The following is a 23,824-nucleotide window of genomic DNA, read 5'->3' as shown; positions in this document are numbered from 1 at the left end:
TCTTCACCCCTTACTTACGCAATCTTGGATCTAATGCGTCACGCAACCCGTCACCGACAACGTTAAACGCAAAAATCGTTAAGCAAATGAACGTAGCCGGGAAGAATAGACGCCATGGATAATATTGCAATGCTTGTACCCCTTCAGAAGCCATCGTTCCCCAGCTTGCTAAAGGTTGTGGAACTCCAAGACCTAAATAACTTAAAAACGCCTCTGTGAAAATAGCAGATGGAATCGATAATGTCAATGTGACAAGAATTGGACCCATCGCGTTCGGAATTAAATGTTTAAACATAATTCTTGACGTGTTTGCCCCTAACGTTTGCGCTGCTAACACGTACTCTTGGCTTTTCAACTGAAGAACTTGTCCGCGAACGATGCGCGCCATGTTAATCCAACCGGTAATCGTCATCGCTAAAATCATCGTGCCTAACCCTTGCCCTAACACGACCATTAATAAAATAACTAAAAGCAAGTAAGGAACCGCCCATAAAATATCAGCAATTCGCATCATCACGTCATCTGTTCTTCCACCGCGGAATCCAGCAATTCCTCCCCAAAGGACACCGATGAATAAATCGATTAACGCTGCTGCTAGTCCGATGAATAACGAAATGCGCGCCCCATACCATGTCCGGGTGAAAATGTCACGACCAAGGTCGTCCGTTCCAAACCAATGTTCTGCCGAAGGTGGTTTGTTTGTGTTCATTAAGTCGTTTGTCGAGTAATCGTATTTCGTCATATGTGGACCGAAAATCGCCATAAATACTAATAGAATTAACAACACGAGCCCAAACATTGCTAATTTATTTTTGCGAAAACGAATCGAAACGTCTTTCCAAAAAGACAAACTCGGCTTCGAAATTTTTTCCGCTTCGCTTAAATCAACCGATGCAGGTTGAAACATTTCTTTCGGAAGTTGCTGCATAACTACTCTCCTTTCTTCCCACCGGCTAATTTAATACGTGGATCAATTAAACCGTAGGCAATATCCACGAGTAAAACCGAGAACAGGAGCAAAATGCTGTAAAAGACAGTGACTCCCATAATCGTTGTATAGTCACGGTTGGAAATACTTAATACGAATTGACTTCCAAGCCCTGGAATACCAAAAATTTTCTCAATGACAAAGCTTCCTGTCAACACCGCAGCCGATAATGGACCTAAATATGTGACAACTGGCAATAATGCGTTACGAATGGCGTGTTTCACCGTAATTTGTCCTTTCGAAAGCCCTTTTGCTTTCGCTGTACGGATATAGTCATTGCTTAGTACTTCCAACATGCTTGAGCGAGTGAGGCGGGCAATGAATGCCATCGGTGTCGCTGCAAGCGCCAATGCTGGCAATACGGTATGTTGAAGCGATTCCCAACGAGCGACTGGAAACAGTCCTAGTTTAATCGCCAATACATATTGTAAAAGCGACGCCATAATAAAGCTTGGAACAGATATGCCGAGAACAGCAAAAATCATGGCTCCATAATCTTGCCATTTGTTATGATTTAAGGCAGCAATAACCCCTAATAAAATGCCGAGGCTAACCGCTAATAATAACGCTTCCATCCCAAGGAAAAACGACACAGGGAAGCCTTCATTAATTAAATCATTGACCGTTTGTCCTTTATATTTAAACGACGGACCAAAGTCCCATTTCGCAATGGATACTAAATAATCCGTGTATTGTTCATACCACGGACGGTCAAGTCCATAATATTCATTTAAATTTTTCTCAATTTCCGGAGGCAATTTTTTCTCGCCTGAAAACGGTCCCCCCGGTGCGGCTCTCATTAAAAAGAACGTAGCGGTAATAATTAAAAAAAGCGACAGCAAAATCGACAATAACCGTCTTGATATATACCGCAACATATTGAAACACCTCCATTTTTTTGCAAATACTCTATATCGCGAAATGAAGGTATATGGGAAAATTCCCATATACCTTCATCCACCATCTTATTCAAAATATGCCCATTTGAATTGGACGTCGCCAAGACCTGACAATTCAACGCCTTTTAAGTTGTCTTTTTGCACCCAAGTTTGTGTATAGAAGTAGATAGGTGCAACTGGAAGCTCATCCATTAAGATTGCTTCTGCGTCTTTTAACATTTGTTTCCGTTTTTCTGGATCTTTTTCTTTTTGCGAGTCAATCAACAATTGTTTGTATTTCGGATTTTCCCAGTTTGTATCGTTGTTGCCGCCTTTTTTGTCACGGAACAATTCTAAGAAGTTGATTGGATCGTTAAAGTCACCTAACCAACCCATGCGGCCAACTTGATAATCGCCAGAATGCAATTTGTCAATATAAACATTCCATTCAGCGTTTTCAAGTTTTACTTCAATGCCTAAATTTTTCTTCCACATATCTTGAATCGCTTGAGCGATTTTCGCATGTGCTTCAGATGTGTTAAACGAATATGTGATTGGCGGTAATTGTTTCACATCTTTTAAGCCAAGCTCTTCTAACCCTTTTTTCAAATATTCCTTTGCCTTTTCAACATCGTTATCTTTAAAGTAACCTTCTTTGTTCTCTGGGAACATTGTTGGTGGCACAGCCGCCATCGCTGGTACTTGTTCCCCTTTTGTAACGTTTTCTACGATTGCTTTACGGTCAATCGCATATGCGAGTGCCTTACGAATATTTACGTTGTTGAATGGCGCTTTTTCTGTGTTAAATTTTAACCAATATGTGCCCGCAATCGGTTGCACATGAAGCTTACCTTCTTGTTTTAATTGCGGAAGCGCATCTGTTGGCAACGTACCTGTTGGCGAACCAGCCCAGTCTAACTCACCGTTATTGAACATCGAAAGTTCTGTGTTCGGATCGTTAACCATCGACATGCTGATTTTTGTAAGTTTTACGTTTTTCGCATCCCAATAGTTTTCGTTCTTTTCAAGAACGATTTTATTGTTATGCTCCCAAGTTGTCATTTTGAACGGTCCGTTTGATGTGTAGTCAGGACCAGCGTTTTTGTACCAATCCGGATTTTTTTGTGCAATTTTGCTGTTTACTGGATAGTACGTATAGAACGCTGTTAGTTCTAAGAAATAAGGTGTTGGGTTTTCAAGTGTAACTTGTAATGTTTTGTCATCAAGCGCTTTGACACCAACGTCTTCTGCTTTTGCTTTTCCTTCGTTAAACGCTTGACCGTTTTTAATGTAGTAAAGCTGATAAGCGTATTGCGATTGGTTTTTCGGATCAAGCGCCCATTTCCACGCATACTCGAAGTCTTGCGCAGTGACAGGGTCACCGTTCGTCCATTTTGCATCGCGCAATTTGAACGTGTACGTTGTTAAGTCATCAGAAACATCATAGCTTTCTGCTGCTGCCAACTTAGGTTTTCCGTCTTTAATAACTGTCAACCCTTCAAACGTTTGGCGCAATACAGTACCAGAAGTCGAGTCGTTCGCTAATCCTGGATGTAAAGAGAATGGCTCTGTGTTAATGTTCACGCGCAATTCTTGCGAAACATCGGCTTTTTTCTCGCCGCCTGTTTTTTCACCAGCAGATTCTTTTTTGTTAAACCCGCCGCACGCAGCAAGAAAGACGCTCAGCACTAACATAAGGCTGAACAAAAGTGATAGTCTTTTCTTCAATGGATTTCCCCCCTAAAAAAATTTTTATATGCAAAAGCCCGGCGTCAAAGCGCGGAACTTTTGTTCATAATATCAGTTTGTTCCCACTAAATTATGTACCATTTCTCGTCTGATTTATCAGAATATTTTACCTGTGTTTTATTATAAACGTTATTAATATATTTGAAAAGATTTTTTGTCACATTTTTATGTTTTCTGAATTTTATTTTGATTAAAACTGTTGCGGTAACTTTGTTTTTTCAGCTAGTTAGCATTTTATAGTGTTTTTCGATAAATGTAAATGATAAAATTTTACATTTCTTAAAATAAAGCGCTTACATCTTTCGTTTTTACTTTAAGTTCAAAAATGATAAACGTTCGGTTTCTTCTTATATTTAGTCATGCATCTCACAAAAATTCATTTTTTAAAAATAATTTTTGAAATAAGATATTTAGGGAATGAAATTATTAAAAAACACTTTGTCATTCAAAATTTGTATGAGTAAAATGTTTGTGGAAGGAGGGTAAATCCTCTGTCCTCTTCCTTGCATAAACGAGAAGATTGTTTTAGAATGGTAACAAAAAACGATGCGATGAGAAAGAATAGTACATATTGCGATCGCCTTCAGAGAGCTTGTGGGTGGTGGAAACAAGCGGCTAGCAATATGGAATGGGCTTTTGAGCATCCGGCTGAAGCGAAGTAGGCTTGGACGTCTGCCTTACGTTACAAAGGCGCCATCTGCTTCTGTCAGATGGAACGGAGTGATTGCGCGCGTACTGCGCAATAACTAGGGTGGCAACACGGTTCTATCGTCCCTAACATCATGGGAAGATAGAGCCTTTATTATTTTATGACAAAGGAGTGGTTTCATGAAAACAATTTTGTCTGGCATTCAACCAAGTGGAGTGATTACGCTCGGCAACTATATTGGGGCAATGCGTCAATTCGTCGAATTGCAGCACGAATACAAATGCTATTTTTGCATCGTTGACCAACACGCCATTACCGTGCCGCAAGACCCGAAAGAATTGCGACAAAACATTCGCCGCTTGGCAGCACTTTATTTAGCCGTCGGCATCGATCCCGCGAAGGCGACGTTGTTCATCCAATCCGAAGTGCCAGCTCATGCCCAAGCCGGATGGATTTTTCAATGCCTTGCTTACATCGGGGAACTTGAGCGCATGACGCAGTTTAAAGATAAATCGGCAGGAAAGGAAGCGGTCAGTGCTGGGCTGTTGACGTATCCGCCGCTCATGGCTGCCGATATTTTGCTGTACAATACCGACATCGTCCCAGTTGGTGAAGACCAAAAGCAACATATCGAACTGACGCGCGATTTGGCAGAGCGCTTCAATAAGCGATATGGCGACATTTTTACGATTCCAGAAGCACGCATTCCAAAAATCGGTGCGCGCATTATGTCGCTTGCTGACCCAACGAAAAAAATGAGCAAATCGGACCCAAACCAAAAATCGTACATTACGTTACTTGACGACGCCAAAACGATTGAAAAGAAAATTAAAAGCGCCGTTACGGATTCGGAAGGCATGATTCGCTACGACAAAGAAAATAAACCAGGCGTTACGAATTTGTTAAACATTTATTCGATTTTAGCGAATAAGTCGGTGGAGCAATTGGAACAAGAATACGCCGGCAAAGGATACGGACTGTTTAAAGCAGACCTTGCCCAAGTCATCATTGACGCGCTCACGCCAATTCAAGAAAAATATTATCATTTAATGGAAAGCGACGCACTCGATCAAGTGCTCGATGAAGGAGCAGAAAAAGCGAACCGCGTGGCGAGCGCCATGTTAAAGAAAATGGAAGACGCCATCGGCCTCGGCCGAAAGCGAAAATAAAAAGATGTCCCGTAAAAGGGGCATCTTTTTATAAGGTAAGAAAGTATAAAATTTTACGATTAGGTGGGGCGTTGTCTAGCTCCAAGCGCCATCGGCTCGAGTCGCTCCGCCCCACACTGCGGCGGCAACAGCCTCCTCGGTGGGGCTTGTGCGATCTTCGCCGATAGGCGGGCGCTTTGCGCTTTTCTTATTTCACGTGTGGCTCTTGTTCTATTTCCCATAATTTCTCAAAGAATGGTTGTCCTTTGACGAGTTTCTCGCATAATTGCACATGTTTTTCCGACCAACCGTGCTTCGTTTCCTCGTATAATTGACACCACGCTTCGTCAAACGACATTTGTTGAATCAATGGATATTTATGCGGCGCCCACTCCGTATACCAATAGCGCACTTCCGCGACATTTTTCGTTGAATAAAGCTGATCTAACGCCATAAATAATAGCTGCTTTAATTGCCGCTCTTTGCGCGTCAGACCGCTCATGAGCTCCGGCGCAGGCGATAAAATATGGTACTCTTTGTCATATGGTGGGAGCGGGTACGTTTCTTCTTGTTGTCCGGCAGCCATTTCATAAACGAGTTGTTCTTGTCTTGGAATTAGGCGGCTTTTGCGAATTGGAATGTTATACCCGAGCGTATCTACCGCTAAAATCCCTTTCCCATCGGTCACGACAAACCCGTAGTCTAGCGGAATACGCTCGTGGTTTTTACGAACATACGCTTTTTGATACACATTGTCAAGAAGCGATTGCGGAATTTCCGATAAACTATTTTCGATGTAATGAAATAAGGCTGAAGATACTTTTAACAACGGGACTTGATCAAGCAATTCGACTTGATCGTCTTTTCGCCATTCATGAAAGTGGCAGACGTTATATCCATTCTCTTCCCCTTCAAACCAATTCACCCAAATATCATGAAGATATAACATAACGATACCCCTCACTTCAAAAACTATTTGTCCATCAGTATAGGCAGAGGGAGAATATTTTATTCCACGACACCCTTTTTTATCCATCATTCTTCTTGAGAGGGAAAAGAAAGGCTTAGCCACATAAGAAGGATGCCAACAAGAAAAAAATAACATTCAATTCGTGTGCTAATGAAACGAAAATAGTCAAGCCATCCTCGTTCCACTGTAAGAAGGTTTAAATAAGCAATCGAGGTGACCCCACCAATGACCGACAGCCCAAAACCGACTAAATAGATAAAAATTCGCATCGTTTTCCTCCATCACCTTGTCCTAATCTACGTATATGTGCAAAAACGGACGGTGATGACGACGTTTTACTCGAAGTTTGCGACTTGAACGATGCGTTCTGATGGCATTTCGATTAATGATAAGAAACTTTCTTTTTCCAACGCCTGTTGAACGATATGATAACCGACGGCATACCCAAGCATTCGCGGGTACCACCCACGCCCGTAAAGAAGACGATCATGTAAAGGGTGGGACGAGGCAACCGCTTGATGAGGGGCAATGTATTTTTTCCAAAACTTTTGCACCTCTTCCTCTGAATAATACGTCGTCCATTTTGCTTCATATGCTTTGCCGACAAATCGACCAACTGCCTGCTCAGCAAGTCCTTCTAACATAATGCCGTCAAGCAGCGTATATATGTTTTTCCGCTGTTTATCCAACCGGCAAACATGGCTATACTCATGGGTTAACACAGCCGCAATTTCTTTCGTTTCATGGTGCGGCAATAAAAATAAAAAAAGTTTATCGTGGTATGCAAGCCCGCCTTTACTGTTGAAGTCACGGGCAAACGCCTGATGGTGAGCGTTGGCTGGAAAAATAAAAATGGGGATATCCGGTCCATTCCAACGTTTGCGTAGCTGTTCATATAATGTTTCGACTCGCTCCCATATTTTTTTCCGCTTCATTAACGTTACTGTTTCGCTTCCTTTTTCTGAGGACATTCCGTGGTGAGTAAGATGGAGATAAATTCCGCGGGCGGTCGCTTGTTCGAAATAAGGAATAAGCCGCTCGCATCGTTTTAACGGATGCTCTTCTATCCATTCATCTGTCCGAACAATCGGCATGCCGTTCCCTCCTTTCCCAACATTGTATGTGAAGAAAGAAAAAGAGGTGAAAAAAGGCGACCTCTTTCCGAGATCGCCATTTCGGTTACTCATATTTTTTGAAAATGAGCGTGGCGTTATGGCCGCCAAAGCCGAGCGAATTGCTTAATGCAGCGCGCACTTCTTGTTTGCGCGCGACGTTTGGCACATAATCGAGGTCGCACTCCGGATCTGGCGTTTCGTAGTGAATGGTCGGAGGAATAACTCCGTCAACAATCGATAAAATCGAGAAAATCGCTTCGACAGCGCCTGCTGCTCCAAGCAAATGCCCTGTCATCGATTTTGTGGAGCTCACCGCTAGCTTATAAGCGTGGTCGCCAAACACTTCTTTAATCGCCATCGTTTCGTATTTATCATTATAATCTGTACTTGTTCCGTGCGCGTTAATGTAATCGATGTCTTCTGGCCTCAATCCTGCATCCGCCAATGCTTGACGCATCGCTCGCACCCCGCCTTCTCCACCTGGTGCTGGTGCAGTAATATGGTATGCATCGCCTGTTGCACCATAGCCAACGATCTCGGCGTAAATGCGCGCTCCTCGCTTTAACGCATGCTCTAGTTCTTCCAATACGAGAATACCAGCGCCTTCTCCCATCACAAAGCCATCGCGGTTTTTATCAAATGGTCGGCTCGCTGTGTTCGGATCTGGGTTTGTCGATAATGCCGTATTGGCACAAAATCCTGCTAACGCCATTCTTGTAATCGGTGCTTCTGTTCCACCGGTAATCATGACGTCCGCATCGCCACGCTCAATGACTTTGAACGCATCACCAATCGAATTCGCCCCTGTCGCACATGCCGTGACCGTACAAGAGTTAATTCCTTTCGCTCCTAATACAATCGACACTTGCCCTGCCGCCATATCCGGAATCATCATCGGTACGAAAAACGGGCTTACGCGCCGATACCCGCGCTGCTGGAAAACTTCAAACTGTTGCTCAAACGTTTCCATTCCCCCGATGCCTGAACCGATCCATACGCCAACGCGCGGAGCATTTTCTTCCGTAATCGTTAAATGAGCGTCTTTTACCGCCATCAGCGATGCTGCAACCGCATATTGCGTAAAGCGATCCATTTTTCGCGCTTCCCGCTTATCCATGAACTGCTCTGGATTAAAATCTTTTAATTCCGCTGCTACTTTTGCCGGAAAATCGTCTGGGTTAACACGTGTCAACGGTCCAATACCGTTTTGTCCGGCAATGATATTTTTCCAAGTTGTTTCGACATCATTTCCAAGGGGAGTAACAGCTCCAAGACCTGTCACTACGACTCTTCGTTTTTTCATCTGCTTGCCTCTCTTTCCTTTTGTAATGACTGTTGTCAACGGCCCCATCTCAATGCGATGGCGCCCCATGTTAAGCCGCCGCCAAAGCCAACCATAATAATAAGATCGTCATCGTTAATTTTTCCTGCTTCTAATTCTTCCACGATCGAAATCGGAATGGACGCCGCAGAAGTATTGCCATATTTTCTAACCGTTGTTGACATTTTATCCTCCGGCAATTCTAGTCGCTGCCTTGCTGCTTCGACAATTCGTATATTGGCTTGGTGCGGAATTAAGAAGTCAACATCTTGTTTCGATAAGCCGGCTTTTTCTAGCACGTGAATGCACGATTCGCCCATTTGCCGAACGGCAAACTTAAACACTTCTCTGCCGTTCATAACGACATATTCTTCATGATATAAGTGTTTTCCTCCTGTCCCATCTGCTCCTAATTCGAACGATAAAATGCCTCGTCCTTCCGAAACAGGTCCCATGACGACCGCCCCTGCGCCGTCGCCAAATAGCACCGCCGTATTGCGGTCGCTCCAGTTCACGATTTTTGACAACTTCTCAACACCTACTACTAATATATACCGATAAGCGCCAGTGTCAATAAATTGTTTTGCTGTTACCATGCCATAAATAAATCCTGCACAAGCTGCGCTAATATCAAGCGCTGCCGCTTTTGTCGCGCCAAGCCGCTCTTGTAGCATACAAGCAACCGATGGGAATGGGCGGTCTGGGGTGACCGTTGCCACTAAAATTAAGTCGATGTCTGCCGCTGTAATGTTTGCATGTTTGAGCGCGTTTTGTGCAGCAAAATACGCCATATCGGATGTATCCATATCATCTGGAGCAATTCTCCGTTCTTCAATTCCAGTACGTGTCCGAATCCATTCGTCTGATGTATCCATCATTTTTTCTAAATCCGCATTCGTCACGACCCGCTCGGGTAAATAGCGACCGACTCCGATAATGCCTGCACCCATACTAAACATCTCCTTTAGAATTATATAACCAATTACTATTACTTGGTACTAATTTTAATGGAGTTTTTATAAATGTGCAATATAAATCTGCCCTATCCCGCGTTTGTCTAATCGATAGTTGATCCATACACATACACTATTAATAAGGAGAAAGGAGGGAAGCACATTGAAACCTGTACAACCAACCGACCGATTTTCCCGCTTAATGTTTGGCGCTTCTCCGCCGCAGGAGCGTACTAAACAACTTTCTTCCCCATCGTAACAACTCGACCTACTTCAACTAATGCAAGACATTGATACAATTGTGTCTTCGTTTTATCAACTAAAACCGTTCGTTCGCGCGATTTCTTCTTTCGTTGATTCGTTAAAAAAATAGCGAACCCTCCTCTATCGGAAAAGCAAACGATAGAGGAGGGTTATGGCAATGCATTATGTTGCTCATAAAATTGGTGAATAGAAGCTGCAAAACAATATCGCTTCTCCGGCAAATGATAGACAACGTCAACAGGAACGTCTTGGTTTCTTGCTTGCTCTTCATAGTTGCGACAATGAAGTGCCGAAGGATAAGGAGTAACTCCTGACAGCTGCCATATTTTCACCGGCACTTGCCGCGGTGTTCGCGTTAGGGACGGAAGGACGTTCTCTACTTCTGTTTCTAGAATTTCGTACGCCGTCGCAATTTCCTTTCTCATTCGTTTATAAAAAAATTTATTTTCCTTCTCATATGCAAGTTGCGCCCGTACGTCTAAACATGGATTAAGCAACGCAACCGCTCGAATTTTCGTCGGTATATCGGCAAGCAATTGCAACGCAACGAGTGCGCCGATTCCTTCTGCCAATATATATACACGATTGTTTAATATTTCACTTTTCAATACGTAGTAGATGAGTTGTTTAGTAAGCCGAACCGCTTTTGGACAACCCCAATGACGCCCGTACAAATGAGAGGAAAAAACGGTGTATCCGTAAGTAAGCAACTCCTCAAGTAATTTTCTTCTTCCGTGATGCTCTAACCAGAAACTCGTACTATCTGTCACGTAGTGATTCACATCGCCAAGTAATAAAATAGCAAAGCCGTTCGGCCGTTCCGGCAAATGAAGAATGCACCATTGGTCGTCGAATTGAAAAAAACGTTGCCGAACTGTCATTTGACTTCACCCTTACTTTCTTTAAGAACATAGTAGTACAGTAAAAGATATGTAAACATAAAAAAATGGCGCAGGTAAATGCCTAATAAAGAAGAACATTTTCGATTTGGATAAATTGTGATAACATATGGGGAGAAGAGGAGAAATGAGGTGAGTAGCGTGAAATTTTTCTGGACATTTTTTTGGACGTTTTTACTAGCGCAAATGGCGACGTACGTTATCGGTTCTATGCAAGGAATTTATTACCAATTCTCAACAGGTGCGTTGCTAGGGGTAGCGATGACCGTTTTTGTCATTATCATCGCTAACGTATTGCCGAACGAGCCGGTACATCGCCATCATCATTAAAACAGGGAAAGGCTGTCCGTTTAGGATAGCCTTTCCTTGCTTCTGACGGTAATTTTTCCATTTTCGTAATCGATGAACACGGTGCTGTAGTCTTTTATCTGTCCGGAAATGATTGCTTTCGCAAGCGGTGTTTCGATCTGTTTTTGAATAAAACGCTTTAATGGGCGTGCCCCGTATACATGGTCAAAGCCAGTAGTTGCGATATATTGTTTCGCCTCTTCCGATAACGTTAATGAAATATGGCGATCGGCGAGACGGGCGCTCAACTCTTTTACAAATTTCTCGACAATTCCTTTCACTTCGTTCATTGTGAGCGGCTTAAATAAGACGATATCATCGATACGGTTTAAAAATTCCGGTCGGAAATGAAGGCGAAGTTGCTGCAGTACTTGTTCGCGCGTTTTTTCTAGAAGTTGTTCCCCTTCTAGGAGTAAATGCGAACCGATATTCGATGTCATAATAATGACCGTGTTTTTAAAATCGACTGTCCGCCCTTGCGAATCTGTAATTCGTCCATCGTCAAGCACTTGTAATAAAATGTTAAATACTTCCGGATGGGCTTTTTCGATTTCATCAAGCAAAATGACCGAGTACGGTTTTCGACGCACCGCTTCCGTTAATTGTCCCCCTTCTTCATAGCCGACATAACCAGGAGGGGCGCCAATTAAGCGGGAAACCGCGTGTTTTTCCATATATTCCGACATGTCGATACGAATCAGTTGTTCTTCGCTATCAAATAACGCTTGTGCTAATGCCTTCGCTAGTTCTGTTTTTCCGACACCGGTCGGTCCTAAGAAAATAAATGAACCAATTGGGCGGTTCGGGTCTTTAATACCGGCACGCGCACGCAATACAGCATCGGCAACAAGTTCCACCGCCTCGTCTTGCCCGATGACACGCTCATGCAATAAATCGTGCAGCCGCAACAACTTTTCCCGCTCCCCTTCAACTAATTTTGTCAGCGGGATGCCTGTCCACCGCGAAACGACTTCGGCAATTTCTTCTTCGGTTACTTCTTCGCGAAGAAGCCGTCCCTCTTCATTTGCCTTATTCATCTCCTGCTCTAGTTGTTTCAATTGTTTTTCAAGCTCTGGGATGCGACCGTGGCGCAATTCAGCTGCTTTGTTTAAGTCATATTCATTTTCTGCTTCTTCCAATTCGCGTTTCGCTTTTTCAAGCGCCGCCCGTACGTTATGCACTTGCTGAATTGCTTCTTTTTCTTGTTGCCATTTCGCTTTCATACTGTTTGCTTTTTCGCGCAAGTCCGCTAATTCTTTCGTCAGCGTCGCTAAACGTTGTTGGCTTGCTTCATCCGTTTCTTTCTTCAGCGCTGCTTCTTCAATTTCAAGCTGCATTACACGACGCATGACTTCGTCTAACTCAGACGGCATCGAGTCCATTTCTGTACGAATCATCGCACACGCTTCATCGACAAGGTCAATCGCCTTATCCGGCAAAAAACGTTCGGAAATGTATCGATCTGATAATGTCGCAGCGGCAACGAGCGCGCGGTCATGGATGTTCACCCCATGGTGAATTTCAAAGCGTTCTTTTAGCCCACGCAAAATCGAAATCGTGTCTTCGACGGTCGGTTCTTCGACAAGCACTTGTTGAAAACGCCGTTCTAATGCTGGGTCTTTTTCGATGTATTGCCGATATTCATCGAGCGTTGTTGCTCCGATACAGCGCAATTCTCCGCGAGCAAGCATCGGTTTTAGCATATTGCCAGCATCGATGGCGCCTTCTGCTTTTCCAGCTCCGACGATTGTATGCAATTCATCAATGAATAAAATAATTTTTCCTTCACTTTTTTTCACTTCGTTCAATACCGCTTTTAGCCGTTCTTCAAATTCGCCGCGGAATTTAGCGCCTGCAATTAATGCACTCATATCAAGAGCAAAAATCGTTTTATCTTTCAATCCTTCTGGAACGTCTTTGCGAACAATGCGCTGGGCAAGCCCTTCGACGATCGCTGTTTTTCCGACCCCCGGCTCTCCGATTAACACGGGGTTGTTTTTTGTCTTGCGCGATAAAATGCGAATGACGCGGCGAATTTCGCTGTCGCGGCCAATGACTGGGTCGATTTTTCCTGCTTTTACTTCCGCGACTAAATCACGCCCGTATTTTTTTAACACTTCGTATGTTGCTTCCGGAGTCGGTGTCGTCACTCGTTGATTCCCCCTTATTTCTCGCAATACGTCTAATAATTTGGCACGGCTAATATGGTATTTTTTCCATAGACGGGCGATGTCTGTTTCTTTTTCGTTCGTAAGTGCCAATAAAAGATGTTCTACCGATACATACTCATCATACATTTGTTTTGCTTCTTGCTCAGCAGCGATGATAAGCTGCTGTAGACGATGGGACATATACACTTGATTTCCCGCCCCAAGCACTTCCGGTTTTTTCGTTAACAGTGCTTGAACATCTTGATAGAAAGCATCGACGTCAATATGAAATAATTCTAATACCCGCTTTGCAAGCCCGTCTTGTTGTTGCAACAACGAAAGCAGCAGATGTTCTACGTCAAGTTGTTGGTGATGGTGTTGCATCGCCATCGCCTGGGCGGAAAGAAACGCCTCTTGCACTTTCTCTGTCATTTTCGTCATGTCCATTTTTTTCACCACCTTTTTGACTTTTTTTGACCTTTGATTTTATTATACCACGTTCTTCTAGCAGTGCAAAAGCCATCCTCTTGACGAAGATGGCTTTTGGTTTACGGTTTGCGCATATACGTCCAATGGCGATTATGGTTAGACGTCTCCGGAAACGTATCTCCGGCTTTCAGCTTTAATTTTTTCGGATGTTTCACATTATCACCTGTTTCGCCAATTTCGATATAGACGCCATTGTTCGGTGCTTTATCCCCTGGTTTAAAATGGCGTGGTTGTCCCATGGTGATTCCCCCTTTTCAAAGTTTATCTTTAGCATATCCGCTTCCCTCTCGATTCATAAAGGAAAAAAACACCGGAAACCGGTGTTTACGCTAATAGTGATACTAAAATAGCTTTTTGGACATGAAGACGATTTCCCGCTTGTTGGAACACATAGGAATGATCGCTGTCGATGACATCTGCCGTTACTTCTTCCCCACGATGAGCCGGCAGGCAGTGCAAAAACATGTAATCATCTTTTGCGTATTCCATTAATGGCGAATTCACTTGAAACGGTTGAAAAACAGCAAGTCGCTGTTCACTTTCTTGCTCCTGTCCCATGCTCGTCCATACATCCGTATAAATAACATCTGCTGCTTGTACTGCTTCTTCTGGCGAATGTGTTACAGTAATCGTCGCTCCTGTTTTCGCTGCCGCTTCTTTTGCTGCGGTGACGTACTGTTCTTTCGGCTCATAGCCGACTGGACATGCGACAGCACAATCCATTCCGACTTTCGCTGCTGCAATCATTAACGCGTGGGCGACGTTATTGCCATCACCGACATACGCCAGCTTTATCCCTTGGAGCTTCTTTTTCACTTCATAAATCGTTAACAAATCGGCGAGCGCTTGGCATGGATGGTCATCGTCCGTTAATCCGTTAATCACCGGCACGTCAGCGTACTCGGCAAGTTCTTCAATTTTTTCATGCGCAAACGTCCGAATCATAATCGCATCCACATATTGCGACAATACTCTTGCCGTATCAGCAATCGTCTCCCCGCGTCCTAGCTGCAAATCGTTGCTGTTTAAGTAAAGGGCATGCCCCCCTAGCTGCGTCATGCCGACTTCAAACGACACTCTCGTCCGCGTCGACGGTTTTTCAAAAATCATCGCCAACGTTTTTCCAACAAGCGGAGTGTATCTCTCCCCCGCTTGTTGCTTTTGTTTTAGTTGCTCGGCAAGCGATAACAGCTCATGAATTTGTTCTGACGATAAATCGATTAATGTTAATACGTCTTTCCCTTTTAACGAAGAAATTGTTGTATTCATTCGATCACCACTTTCTCTGTTTGTTTTAACCACTCTTGAATCGAGCAAACGGAAAAATCATTCACTTCTAGTGCGGACAAAAATAATGCGAACGTTTCGATTTCCGTAAACGTTAATAGCTGTTGGGACAACGCAATCATCCGTTGCTTCATACTTCCTTCGTTTTTTTGCCAATTAAAAAACGCTAGTGCTTCTTTTCTCTTTGCCCATTCTGTAAACGGAACGCCTTGAACAATCGTCAGCTTTGCTTGTTTCATCTGTTCTAACAATGGTGCTACTTCGTCATTTTTTGCATCGACATAAATTTCACACGCCCCTTCCTTTTTCGCTAAATAGGCGTGGAACGCTTTTGCCGCTGCTTCTTCGACGGTTTTAGCAATGCTAATTCCTTCCCCTGTTGATTTCATTTCCGGACCGACAAGCGGGTCAACTTCTGGCAGTTTATGCATCGAAAAAACAGGGTATTTTAATACAACGTACGGGATATGCGTTGCTTCGGTTGGCACGTTTAGTTCGTTTAAGCATTTCCCAAGCAATAATTTTGTCGCAATTTGCGCTAATGGGATTCCGGTAATTTTGCTAACAATCGGCACTGTTCGACTCGCGCGCGGGTTCACTTCTAACACGTACACTTCCCCGTTGGCGATGACGTACTGAATGTTCATAAGCCCTTTGAATTGAAGTTTTTTCACCATTTTTTCTGCATATTGTTTCATTTTTGCCTGTTCTTCTTCTGTCAGCGTCTGCGCCGGCAAAAACGCAAAGCTATCTCCGGAATGCACGCCTGCTTTTTCGACATGTTCGATGACCGTTGGCAACAATATCTCCTCTCCATCCGTTGCTACGTCCACTTCTGCTTCTTTGCCGCTTAAATAAGCGTCGATTAACACAGGGTACGTGAACAAAAACGGTTGCTTCAGTAGTTGCTCTAGCTGTTGTTCATTCTCAACAATAAACATTCCTTTTCCACCAATAACGTACGATGGACGGAGCAATACCGGATAACCAATCAGCTTTGCTTTTTCCACCAGTTCTTGTTCCTCGGTTGCCATTACTCCTGGAACGTGTGGAATATCGAGTTCTTCTAATAGTTGATAAAAACGGTCGCGATCTTCAAGCTGGTCAATGACATCATGCGATACCCCAAGAATGGTTACACCTGCTTCTTCTAATCCTTTGACTAAGTTAATCGCTGTCTGTCCGCCGAATTGAACGACAACTTTTTCGATTTGTTCAGCTTCAATGACATTAAGAACATCTTCTAATGTTAACGGTTCAAAATAAAGCCGGTCAGCTACAGCAAAATCGGTGCTTACCGTTTCTGGATTATTATTAATTAATACCGTTTCGTATCCTTCGGCTTGCAGTGCATATACGCTATGAACCGAACTGTAGTCAAATTCAATCCCTTGCCCGATACGAATTGGCCCTGCGCCGATAATTAGCACTTTTTCTTTTTCACTTTGCTTGCGCTCATCTTCCCCGAAATACGTCGAATAATAATAGTCCGTTTCCGAGTGAAATTCGGCGGCGCACGTATCGACCATTTTATACGCAGGGACAATGCCGAACTGTTTTCGCTTTTCGCGCACGCTTTGTTCGCTCACGTTCCATACGTCTGCTAAAAATGCATCCGAAAACCCTTTTTCTTTTAATAACCGTAACGTCGGTTCGTCGATGCTCATTAAATCCGTTGCTTTTGCTTTTTGTTCAAGAGCAATGAGCTGATAAAAGCTATTTAAAAAGAAGCGGTCGATTTTCGTTAGTTCATGTACCGTTTCGATCGTTTCTCCGCGACGGAACAGCTCTAAAATCGCAAAAAAGCGGCGATCGTCTTTGTTGTGGAGCAATTCATGTAGTTCTTCATTCGTTTTTTCTGCCAGTTCTTGTAAAAACAGCCCGTTATTTGCCCCTTCGAGCGAATGCACTGCTTTTTGAAAAGCGCGTTCCATATTGCGGTCGATGGCCATCACTTCGCCTGTTGCTTTCATTTGTGTGCCAAGCATCCGATTTCCGTTCGGAAATTTATCGAACGGCAACCGCGGAAACTTGACGACAACGTAATCAAGTGCTGGTTCAAAACTTGCGTATGTGTTTTTGGTGACCGGATTAAGTAGCTCTGCTAACGTATAGCCAACCGCTAATTTCGCCGCAATGCGCGCAATCGGGTATCCCGTTGCTTTCGATGCTAACGCCGAGGAACGACTCACACGCGGATTGACTTCAATTAAGTAATAATTTTTGCTGACCGGATCAAGCGCAAATTGAATGTTGCATCCGCCGATAATACCAAGGGCAGAAATAATTTTCACAGCGGCAGAGCGCAACATATGGTATTCTTCGTCTGTCAACGTTTGCGATGGGGCAACGACAATCGAATCCCCTGTATGCACACCAACCGGATCGACGTTTTCCATGTTGCAAACGGTAATGCACGTATCGGTATGGTCGCGCATGACTTCGTACTCAATTTCTTTATAGCCTGCCACGCTCCGCTCGATTAAGCATTGCGTAATCGGGCTTTCCGCTAACCCTTTTTCCACAAGAGCGACAAATTGTTCCATCGTTTCCGCAATGCCGCCACCGCTTCCGCCAAGCGTATAAGCGGGACGGATGATGATCGGAAAACCAATTTTTTTAGCAAATGCAATAGCCTCTTCCAACGTGGTAACAATTTCGCTCTCTGGTACTGGTTCATTCAATTCATACATGAGAGCGCGAAACGCTTCGCGATCTTCTCCCTTTTTGATCGCTTCAATTGGTGTCCCGAGCAACTTCACCCCGTACTTGCTTAAAATTCCAGCTTCATGTAGCTGAAACGCTAAATTTAGTCCTGTCTGTCCGCCAAACGTGGCTAACAGCCCGTCGGGTCGCTCTTTTGCAATCACTTTTTCGATGCTGTCGACGGTCAATGGCTCAAAATAGACAGCGTCCGCGTGAACGTCATCGGTCATAATCGTTGCTGGGTTATTGTTCACTAAAATGACGCGATATCCTTCCTCTTTTAGCGCGATGCACGCTTGCGTTCCGGAATAATCAAATTCCGCTGCCTGCCCGATGACAATCGGTCCGGAGCCGATGATTAAAATCGAATGCAAAGATGAATCTTTAGGCATATACTTTCGCTCCTTTATTTACCTTCTGCAAAAACTCATCGAAGATTTTATCCGTATCGCTTGGCCCCGGATGCGCTTCTGGATGGTATTGCACCGATATAATTGACTTCTCTCGATGCACGATTCCTTCGACGGAGCCGTCGTTAACGTTTGTAAACCGAACGATAAACGGCGTATTTGCTAAGCTTTCTTTCTTGACAACGTAGCTATGGTTTTGCGACGTCATCAATACTTTCTTTTCCAATGAATCATACACCGGCTGATTGGCGCCGCGATGGCCGAAGCGAAGTTTTTCCGTATCCGCTCCATACGCAAGCGCGACAAGCTGATGCCCTAAACAAATCGCTAGCGTCGGATAGCGGTCAATGATTTCGCGAATGACTGGCAATTGGTTGGCAAGTTGCTTCGGGTCTCCCGGACCGTTCGATAAAACGATGCCGTCCGGCTGCAACGCGACAATCGCAGAAAGCGGTGTATCATAAGGAACGACCGTTACTTTGCAGCCACGAGCTAACAATGACTGCAAAATCGATTTTTTAAACCCGAAGTCAATTAACACAAGATGCCGCTCCCCATCCCCATGCGTTTCGATTGTTTTTGTCGATACGTCACCGACAGGAAAAAGTTGTTCGGTTGCGTCGAACACGCACTCTTCCGCTAGTGTTAAGACCGCCGGCATCGTTCCTTGCGTTCGAATTTCTTTGACGAGCGCTCGCGTATCCACATGTGTGAAAAGCGGAATATTCCATTGCGCTAAATATTGTTGCAAGCTATATTTCGCTTCATAATGGTATCCTTTATTACTTGCTTCATACACGATAACCGCCTGCACGTGCGGGCGCTTGCTTTCGAAATCTCGTTCATTAATGCCGTAGTTGCCGATAAGCGGATACGTGAACACAATCATTTGGTTTTTATACGACGGATCCGTCAATACTTCTTGATAGCCAGTCATGCCGGTAAAAAATACGACTTCTCCGCTCACTTCACCGTTTGGAAGCGCCGTGGCAAGCTGCCCTGTAAACGTCTTTCCATTTGCTAAATGAAGATGCGCCTTCATGTTTGCCACCTCATCCACGAATTTTTATTAACAAAAAAGAATTTTTATACATATGTTTCAATAAAGATACAGCTAGTTATTAGCTGTTTCATTTGCCAACGTCTGCTCGAGAATCGCCACAGCTTCGTCTAGTTCTGGTTTTTCCACAATGAGCGGCGGCAATAACCGAATAACGTGCGGTCCAGCGGTTAATACGAGCAATCCTTTTTCGTGGATTGCTTGGATCAAGTGTGCTACTTCTTGATGACATTCTATGCCAACGAGCAATCCAAGCCCACGCACTTCTTTCACTAGTTGGTGCTCATGTAACGCGCTTTGTAATTTTGTTAAAAAATACGTCCCTTTTTCCTGCACTTCTTGTAAAAATTCCGGTTGAAAAATGATGTCCAATGTTGCTTTAGCCGCTGCCATTGCTAATGGATTTCCGCCAAACGTAGAACCGTGCACCCCAGCGGCAAACGAGTCACACAAAAACGCTTTTCCGATCATTGCCCCTACTGGGAATCCGCTCCCTAATCCTTTCGCTACCGTAATAATGTCCGGTTCCACCGCAAAATGCTGATAAGCGAACGCTTTTCCTGTACGGCCAATGCCGGTTTGTACTTCGTCGACGATGAACAATGCACCATATTGTTGGCAAAGTTGCGCAACTTTTTGCAAAAATGAAGCATCTGCTTTTCTAATTCCGCCTTCGCCTTGCACAATTTCTAGCATGACAGCTGCAACTTGCTCATCCATCGCCTGTTCTAACGCTTCTATATCGCTAAACGGAAGATGTACAAATTCTTGTAAAAGCGGTCCAAATCCTTGATGAATTTTTTCTTGTCCGGTCGCTGACATCGTCGCAAACGTCCGCCCGTGAAACGATTGTTTAAACGTAATGACTTTATGCCGCCCTGTATGTTTTCGGGCTAGTTTTAATGCTGCTTCGTTCGCTTCTGCCCCACTGTTGCAGAAAAAGACGTAATCGCCACAGCTATTGGCAACGAGCAATTTTGCCACTTCTTCTTGCAGTTCGTTTGTAAATAAATTCGACACATGCCATACACGGTTTAATTGTGCCTCTAACGCTGCTTGCACGGCTGGATGACGATGTCCAAGGTTGCAAACAGCGATGCCGGAAACAAAATCTAAATATTGTTTACCGTCTTTCGCAACGACGGTTGTTCCTTCCGCCGATTCAATACTAATGTTCCAGCGGGTATACGTAGGAAATAACGCCCCCATTAATAGACCTCCACTTCTTTCCAAATGCTCGTTCCATATAATTTCCCATTTGCATAAAACGGAGTTTTTCCGCTGACAATCATCACTTCTCCTAATTTTTCCAACGCCGCAACGGCTGCTTTCACTTTCGGAATCATTCCACCTGTAATAACTCCAGTAGCAATCATTCGTTCAATGTCGTCGACCGTCGTTTGCTCCACGACGACTCCGTCTTGTAAAATGCCAGGAACATCGGTAACAAATAAAAGCTGCTGCGCGTTGAGCGCTTTTGCTACTGCGCCTGCTACTGTATCGGCGTTAATGTTATACGTTTGCCCTAATTCATCTGCACCGATTGGCGCAATTACCGGAATGTATCCGTCGCGAAGCAGCGTTTCTAAAAATGCGCAGTTGACATTCTTCACTTCGCCAACGTACCCTAACGTATGAAAGTCGATAGCCGTTGCTTCTAAAAGATGTGCATCCACACCAGAAACACCGACCGCTGATAATCCGTATTGTTGTAATATGCCAACAAGCTGCTTATTCACTTTTCCAGCTAAAATCATTTCGGCAACTTCCAATACGTCTTTCGTCGTTTTTCGCAGCCCGTTGACAAATTCCGTTGGCACGCAAAGTTTTTTTAGCATTTGCCCGATTTCTGGACCGCCCCCGTGAACGATGACGATCTTTTTCTCTCGGGCATATAGTTGCAAGCTTTCAAAAAATGATGGCGATAGTTCGCTTAACACACTGCCGCCGCATTTAATAACAATCGTTTCCCCCACGAAAACCTCTCCTTTACGTGCGATAGCTTGCATTAATTTTGACGTAGTCATATGTCAAATCGCATCCCCATGCGACCCCTGTTCCGCTTCCAAGATGCAGGTTTACTTCAATGACGATTTTTTCGTTTTGCAAATAAGCGGTTGCTTCTTCTTCCGAAAATGGTTGCGGTTCGCTCATCTTTAGCATAACAATTGGTCCTAGCGAAACATCGACGCAATCTGGATTGACTGTTGCGTCCGCATGGCCAATCGCTCCGATAATCCGTCCCCAATTAGCATCCGCACCGTACACCGCTGTTTTGACAAGATTGGAGCCGACGATTTTTTTCGCAACGCGCTTTGCTTCCTCGTCATTCACTGCTCCAAAGACGCGCGCTTCAATGAGCTTCGTCGCCCCTTCTCCATCTTTGGCAATTTGCTTCGCTAAATCTTCGCACGTTTGTTTTAGCGCCTGATAAAAATTTAACCATTCTGGATGCGCTGGCGTCAGTTCTTCATTCCCAGCAAGACCGCTTGCCATGACAACGACCATGTCGTTTGTCGATGTTTCCCCGTCGACCGTAATTTGGTTAAACGATACATCGGTAATGGAACGAAGCGCTTGCTGCAACGTATGAGAAGCGATATTTGCGTCAGTTGTAATAAAAGCAAGCATTGTCGCCATATTCGGGTGAATCATTCCCGACCCTTTCGCCGCCCCGCCAACCGTCACGGTTTTTCCGTCGACCGTCGTTTCGTAGCACGCTTGTTTCATCACCGTATCCGTCGTTAAAATTGCTGTTTGAAACGCATGCGCCCCTTCTTCGAGAGCAACAGGTGCTAATTGCTTCATTCCTGCCCGAATTTTTTCCATCGGCAAAAACTCCCCGATGACGCCAGTCGACGCAACTGCCACGTAATGTGGTGGCAAATTAAATTGCTCGGCACACAACGCTCGCATTTCATAAGCGTCTTTCAGTCCTTGCTCCCCCGTACAAGCATTGGCGCAAGCACTATTCACAACAATCGCTTGCAGCTTTTGTTCTTTTGCAATGCTTTCTTGCGTCACCTTTAATGGCGCTGCTTGAAAATGGCTTTGCGTATACACCGCCGCACAAGAAGCCGGCACATCGCATACAATGACACCTAAATCTTTTTTTGTATAGCGCAGCCCGGCATGGACGCCTGCTGCTTTAAACCCTTTCGGTGTAACAACCGTTCCATTCGCTACAACATATACTTGTGTTTGTTTCGTTAACATTTGTAATCCCCTTCCTATGGATACATCGGTGCAAACAACAGTCCGCTCGTTTCATCCCATCCCATCATGACGTTCAAGTTTTGAATGGCCTGACCTGCCGCACCTTTTACTAAATTATCAATCACTGATACGACCGTTATCCTTCCTGTTCGTTCGTCGTACGTAACGCCGATATCGCAATAATTCGAACCGTACACTTCTTTCGTTGCTGGAAACTGCCCAGCTTTGCGAATACGGACAAAAGGAGAAGAAGCATAACTTGTTTTATATAAATCTATTAAATGATTAACTGGCACATCATTTTTCGCCTTCGCATAAATCGTTGCCATAATTCCGCGCGTCATCGGGACGAGATGGGTACTGAATGTAATTGGTCGGATGTGTTCGTTCCAATCGGTCAACATTTGCTCGATTTCTGGAATGTGCTGATGAGCGTTTACTTTATAAATTTTTAAGTTTTCGTTTACTTCGGAAAAATGGGTGTTTAACGATGCTTGTCGTCCTGCTCCTGATACGCCAGATTTGGCATCAACGATAATCGAATCTTCTTCTACTAACCTATTTCGCACAAGCGGCGCCAAGCCAAGCAACGTTGCGGTCGGGTAACAGCCCGGATTAGATAGAAGCTCGGCATTTTTAATTTGTTCACGATTCCATTCGGTCAATCCATATATTGCTTGTTGCAAATAGATTGGTTGCGCTGTTCGTCGTTTGTACCATTTTTCGTATACTGTTCGGTCTTTCAAGCGAAAGTCGCCGGATAAATCAATCACTTTTACTCCTCGTTCTATCAACAGTGGCGCGAGTTCACTCGATACTCCCGGCGGCGTCGCAAAAAAGACAACGTCACATGTCGAGGCAATTTGTTCGATATCAATTTTTTGCAACAACCAGTCGTCCTTTTCACCGATGTGCGGAAAGCTGTCGGAAAGAAGCGTCCCGTCTTGTGACGAAGAATAGACGAAACAATTGGTGACATATGGATGATGTTGCAAAAAACGCAGTACTTCTACCCCGCCGTACCCCGTGGCGCCAATGATTGCAATATTCATAACGAGCCTCCTCGAACTCATTCTCTCTCATGTAGTTATCATTATAATACTGCATAAAAATAAAATCAAATGTATATTTAATTATTTTTTATTTTATTTCGCTCATTTCGTTTTATTACTTTCATAATTTTCTAATATATAAATAGTAAAAACAGTAATAATCTCATTGACT

General features: G+C 44.1%; 20 protein-coding genes and 1 other annotated feature. Of the genes, 2 read left to right on the top strand and 18 right to left on the bottom strand.

Annotated elements, in window-relative coordinates; all coding sequences use genetic code 11:
* Nucleotides 1-10: 10 nt before the first annotated feature.
* From GGR02_RS10600 to GGR02_RS10590, 3 genes are all read right to left on the bottom strand, one after another.
* Nucleotides 11-928, bottom strand: coding sequence for an ABC transporter permease (locus tag GGR02_RS10600; protein WP_183184715.1), 918 nt, complete (start codon nucleotides 926-928; stop codon nucleotides 11-13).
* 2 nt (nucleotides 929-930) lie between these two features.
* A complete protein-coding gene (locus tag GGR02_RS10595) occupies nucleotides 931-1,866 on the bottom strand; it encodes an ABC transporter permease (protein WP_183184713.1) in 936 nt (311 codons plus the stop codon).
* 87 nt (nucleotides 1,867-1,953) lie between these two features.
* On the bottom strand, nucleotides 1,954-3,594 hold the full coding sequence (locus GGR02_RS10590; protein WP_183184712.1) for a peptide ABC transporter substrate-binding protein: 1,641 nt from the start codon (nucleotides 3,592-3,594) through the stop codon (nucleotides 1,954-1,956).
* Between the two features lie 563 nt (nucleotides 3,595-4,157).
* Nucleotides 4,158-4,394: a binding site (T-box leader), on the top strand.
* A gap of 49 nt (nucleotides 4,395-4,443) precedes the next feature.
* Here GGR02_RS10590 and trpS point away from each other — a divergent pair.
* Entirely contained in the window at nucleotides 4,444-5,433 is a 990-nt protein-coding gene (gene trpS, locus GGR02_RS10585) for a tryptophan--tRNA ligase (RefSeq protein ID WP_183184711.1), read from the top strand.
* A 187-nt stretch (nucleotides 5,434-5,620) separates the two neighbouring features.
* Here the strand turns inward: trpS and GGR02_RS10580 are convergent, their stop codons facing one another.
* The 6 genes from GGR02_RS10580 to GGR02_RS10555 all read right to left on the bottom strand — a co-directional run bounded on the left by GGR02_RS10580 (nucleotide 5,621) and on the right by GGR02_RS10555 (nucleotide 10,916).
* A complete protein-coding gene (locus GGR02_RS10580; RefSeq protein ID WP_183184709.1) occupies nucleotides 5,621-6,361 on the bottom strand; it encodes a YjbA family protein in 741 nt (246 codons plus the stop codon).
* A gap of 86 nt (nucleotides 6,362-6,447) precedes the next feature.
* Nucleotides 6,448-6,651, bottom strand: coding sequence for a hypothetical protein (locus tag GGR02_RS10575; protein ID WP_183184707.1), 204 nt, complete (start codon nucleotides 6,649-6,651; stop codon nucleotides 6,448-6,450).
* 66 nt (nucleotides 6,652-6,717) lie between these two features.
* Complete coding sequence (locus tag GGR02_RS10570; RefSeq protein WP_183184705.1) at nucleotides 6,718-7,476, bottom strand: DUF2268 domain-containing protein; 759 nt, start codon at nucleotides 7,474-7,476, stop codon at nucleotides 6,718-6,720.
* A gap of 85 nt (nucleotides 7,477-7,561) precedes the next feature.
* A complete protein-coding gene (gene fabF, locus GGR02_RS10565) occupies nucleotides 7,562-8,800 on the bottom strand; it encodes a beta-ketoacyl-ACP synthase II (protein ID WP_183184743.1) in 1,239 nt (412 codons plus the stop codon).
* A gap of 35 nt (nucleotides 8,801-8,835) precedes the next feature.
* Nucleotides 8,836-9,768, bottom strand: a complete 933-nt coding sequence (locus GGR02_RS10560) for a beta-ketoacyl-ACP synthase III (protein ID WP_183184704.1) — start codon at nucleotides 9,766-9,768, stop codon at nucleotides 8,836-8,838.
* 416 nt (nucleotides 9,769-10,184) lie between these two features.
* Entirely contained in the window at nucleotides 10,185-10,916 is a 732-nt protein-coding gene (locus tag GGR02_RS10555; protein ID WP_183184703.1) for an alpha/beta hydrolase family protein, read from the bottom strand.
* Nucleotides 10,917-11,075: 159 nt separating this feature from the next.
* Between GGR02_RS10555 and GGR02_RS10550 the strand changes: the two genes are divergently transcribed.
* On the top strand, nucleotides 11,076-11,264 hold the full coding sequence (locus GGR02_RS10550) for a DUF2929 family protein (protein WP_183184741.1): 189 nt from the start codon (nucleotides 11,076-11,078) through the stop codon (nucleotides 11,262-11,264).
* Nucleotides 11,265-11,284: 20 nt separating this feature from the next.
* On the opposite strand, the gene clpB is transcribed toward GGR02_RS10550, so the two are convergent.
* The 9 genes from clpB to argC form a co-directional block, all read right to left on the bottom strand.
* Nucleotides 11,285-13,879 (bottom strand): ATP-dependent chaperone ClpB, encoded by a 2,595-nt coding sequence (gene clpB, locus GGR02_RS10545; protein WP_183184701.1) that lies wholly within the window; start codon nucleotides 13,877-13,879, stop codon nucleotides 11,285-11,287.
* A gap of 101 nt (nucleotides 13,880-13,980) precedes the next feature.
* Nucleotides 13,981-14,160 carry a YjzC family protein gene (locus GGR02_RS10540; protein ID WP_066323269.1) on the bottom strand — a complete coding sequence of 60 codons (180 nt, stop codon included), beginning with the start codon at nucleotides 14,158-14,160 and terminating at the stop codon, nucleotides 13,981-13,983.
* An 85-nt stretch (nucleotides 14,161-14,245) separates the two neighbouring features.
* On the bottom strand, nucleotides 14,246-15,190 hold the full coding sequence (gene argF, locus GGR02_RS10535) for an ornithine carbamoyltransferase (RefSeq protein WP_183184700.1): 945 nt from the start codon (nucleotides 15,188-15,190) through the stop codon (nucleotides 14,246-14,248).
* A complete protein-coding gene (locus tag GGR02_RS10530) occupies nucleotides 15,187-18,306 on the bottom strand; it encodes a carbamoyl phosphate synthase large subunit (protein WP_183184699.1) in 3,120 nt (1,039 codons plus the stop codon). Before GGR02_RS10530 ends, argF begins: the two co-directional genes overlap by 4 nt.
* A complete protein-coding gene (locus GGR02_RS10525; protein ID WP_183184697.1) occupies nucleotides 18,299-19,366 on the bottom strand; it encodes a carbamoyl phosphate synthase small subunit in 1,068 nt (355 codons plus the stop codon). The genes GGR02_RS10530 and GGR02_RS10525 overlap by 8 nt, the downstream gene beginning before the upstream one ends.
* Nucleotides 19,367-19,438: 72 nt before the next feature.
* Complete coding sequence (locus tag GGR02_RS10520; protein WP_183184696.1) at nucleotides 19,439-20,593, bottom strand: acetylornithine transaminase; 1,155 nt, start codon at nucleotides 20,591-20,593, stop codon at nucleotides 19,439-19,441.
* Nucleotides 20,593-21,360, bottom strand: coding sequence for an acetylglutamate kinase (gene argB / locus GGR02_RS10515; protein WP_183184695.1), 768 nt, complete (start codon nucleotides 21,358-21,360; stop codon nucleotides 20,593-20,595). Before argB ends, GGR02_RS10520 begins: the two co-directional genes overlap by 1 nt.
* A 13-nt stretch (nucleotides 21,361-21,373) precedes the next feature.
* A complete protein-coding gene (gene argJ / locus GGR02_RS10510; protein ID WP_183184694.1) occupies nucleotides 21,374-22,600 on the bottom strand; it encodes a bifunctional ornithine acetyltransferase/N-acetylglutamate synthase in 1,227 nt (408 codons plus the stop codon).
* Between the two features lie 14 nt (nucleotides 22,601-22,614).
* Entirely contained in the window at nucleotides 22,615-23,652 is a 1,038-nt protein-coding gene (argC, locus tag GGR02_RS10505; RefSeq protein WP_183184692.1) for an N-acetyl-gamma-glutamyl-phosphate reductase, read from the bottom strand.
* Between the last annotated feature and the right edge of the window lie 172 nt (nucleotides 23,653-23,824).

It is taken from the genome of Anoxybacteroides voinovskiense (assembly GCF_014196205.1).
In the GTDB taxonomy this organism is placed as follows: domain Bacteria; phylum Bacillota; class Bacilli; order Bacillales; family Anoxybacillaceae; genus Anoxybacteroides; species Anoxybacteroides voinovskiense.
The sequence above is the reverse complement of the archived record's forward strand: the minus strand, read 5'-3'. Positions and strand labels throughout refer to the sequence as shown.

Bases quoted from the DNA above. Each gene is read 5' to 3' on its own strand.
- GGR02_RS10560 (WP_183184704.1), bottom strand. From the start codon at position 9,768: ATGGGTGCAGGCATTATCGGAGTCGGTCGCTATTTACCCGAGCGGGTC.
- GGR02_RS10575 (WP_183184707.1), bottom strand. From the start codon at position 6,651: ATGCGAATTTTTATCTATTTAGTCGGTTTTGGGCTGTCGGTCATTGGT.
- fabF (WP_183184743.1), bottom strand. From the start codon at position 8,800: ATGAAAAAACGAAGAGTCGTAGTGACAGGTCTTGGAGCTGTTACTCCC.
- GGR02_RS10555 (WP_183184703.1), bottom strand. From the start codon at position 10,916: ATGACAGTTCGGCAACGTTTTTTTCAATTCGACGACCAATGGTGCATT.
- GGR02_RS10540 (WP_066323269.1), bottom strand. From the start codon at position 14,160: ATGGGACAACCACGCCATTTTAAACCAGGGGATAAAGCACCGAACAAT.
- argC (WP_183184692.1), bottom strand. From the start codon at position 23,652: ATGAATATTGCAATCATTGGCGCCACGGGGTACGGCGGGGTAGAAGTA.
- trpS (WP_183184711.1), top strand. From the start codon at position 4,444: ATGAAAACAATTTTGTCTGGCATTCAACCAAGTGGAGTGATTACGCTC.
- GGR02_RS10570 (WP_183184705.1), bottom strand. From the start codon at position 7,476: ATGCCGATTGTTCGGACAGATGAATGGATAGAAGAGCATCCGTTAAAA.
- GGR02_RS10595 (WP_183184713.1), bottom strand. From the start codon at position 1,866: ATGTTGCGGTATATATCAAGACGGTTATTGTCGATTTTGCTGTCGCTT.
- GGR02_RS10520 (WP_183184696.1), bottom strand. From the start codon at position 20,593: ATGGGGGCGTTATTTCCTACGTATACCCGCTGGAACATTAGTATTGAA.
- argJ (WP_183184694.1), bottom strand. From the start codon at position 22,600: ATGTTAACGAAACAAACACAAGTATATGTTGTAGCGAATGGAACGGTT.
- GGR02_RS10580 (WP_183184709.1), bottom strand. From the start codon at position 6,361: ATGTTATATCTTCATGATATTTGGGTGAATTGGTTTGAAGGGGAAGAG.
- GGR02_RS10600 (WP_183184715.1), bottom strand. From the start codon at position 928: ATGCAGCAACTTCCGAAAGAAATGTTTCAACCTGCATCGGTTGATTTA.
- clpB (WP_183184701.1), bottom strand. From the start codon at position 13,879: ATGGACATGACGAAAATGACAGAGAAAGTGCAAGAGGCGTTTCTTTCC.
- GGR02_RS10525 (WP_183184697.1), bottom strand. From the start codon at position 19,366: ATGAAGGCGCATCTTCATTTAGCAAATGGAAAGACGTTTACAGGGCAG.
- GGR02_RS10530 (WP_183184699.1), bottom strand. From the start codon at position 18,306: ATGCCTAAAGATTCATCTTTGCATTCGATTTTAATCATCGGCTCCGGA.
- argF (WP_183184700.1), bottom strand. From the start codon at position 15,190: ATGAATACAACAATTTCTTCGTTAAAAGGGAAAGACGTATTAACATTA.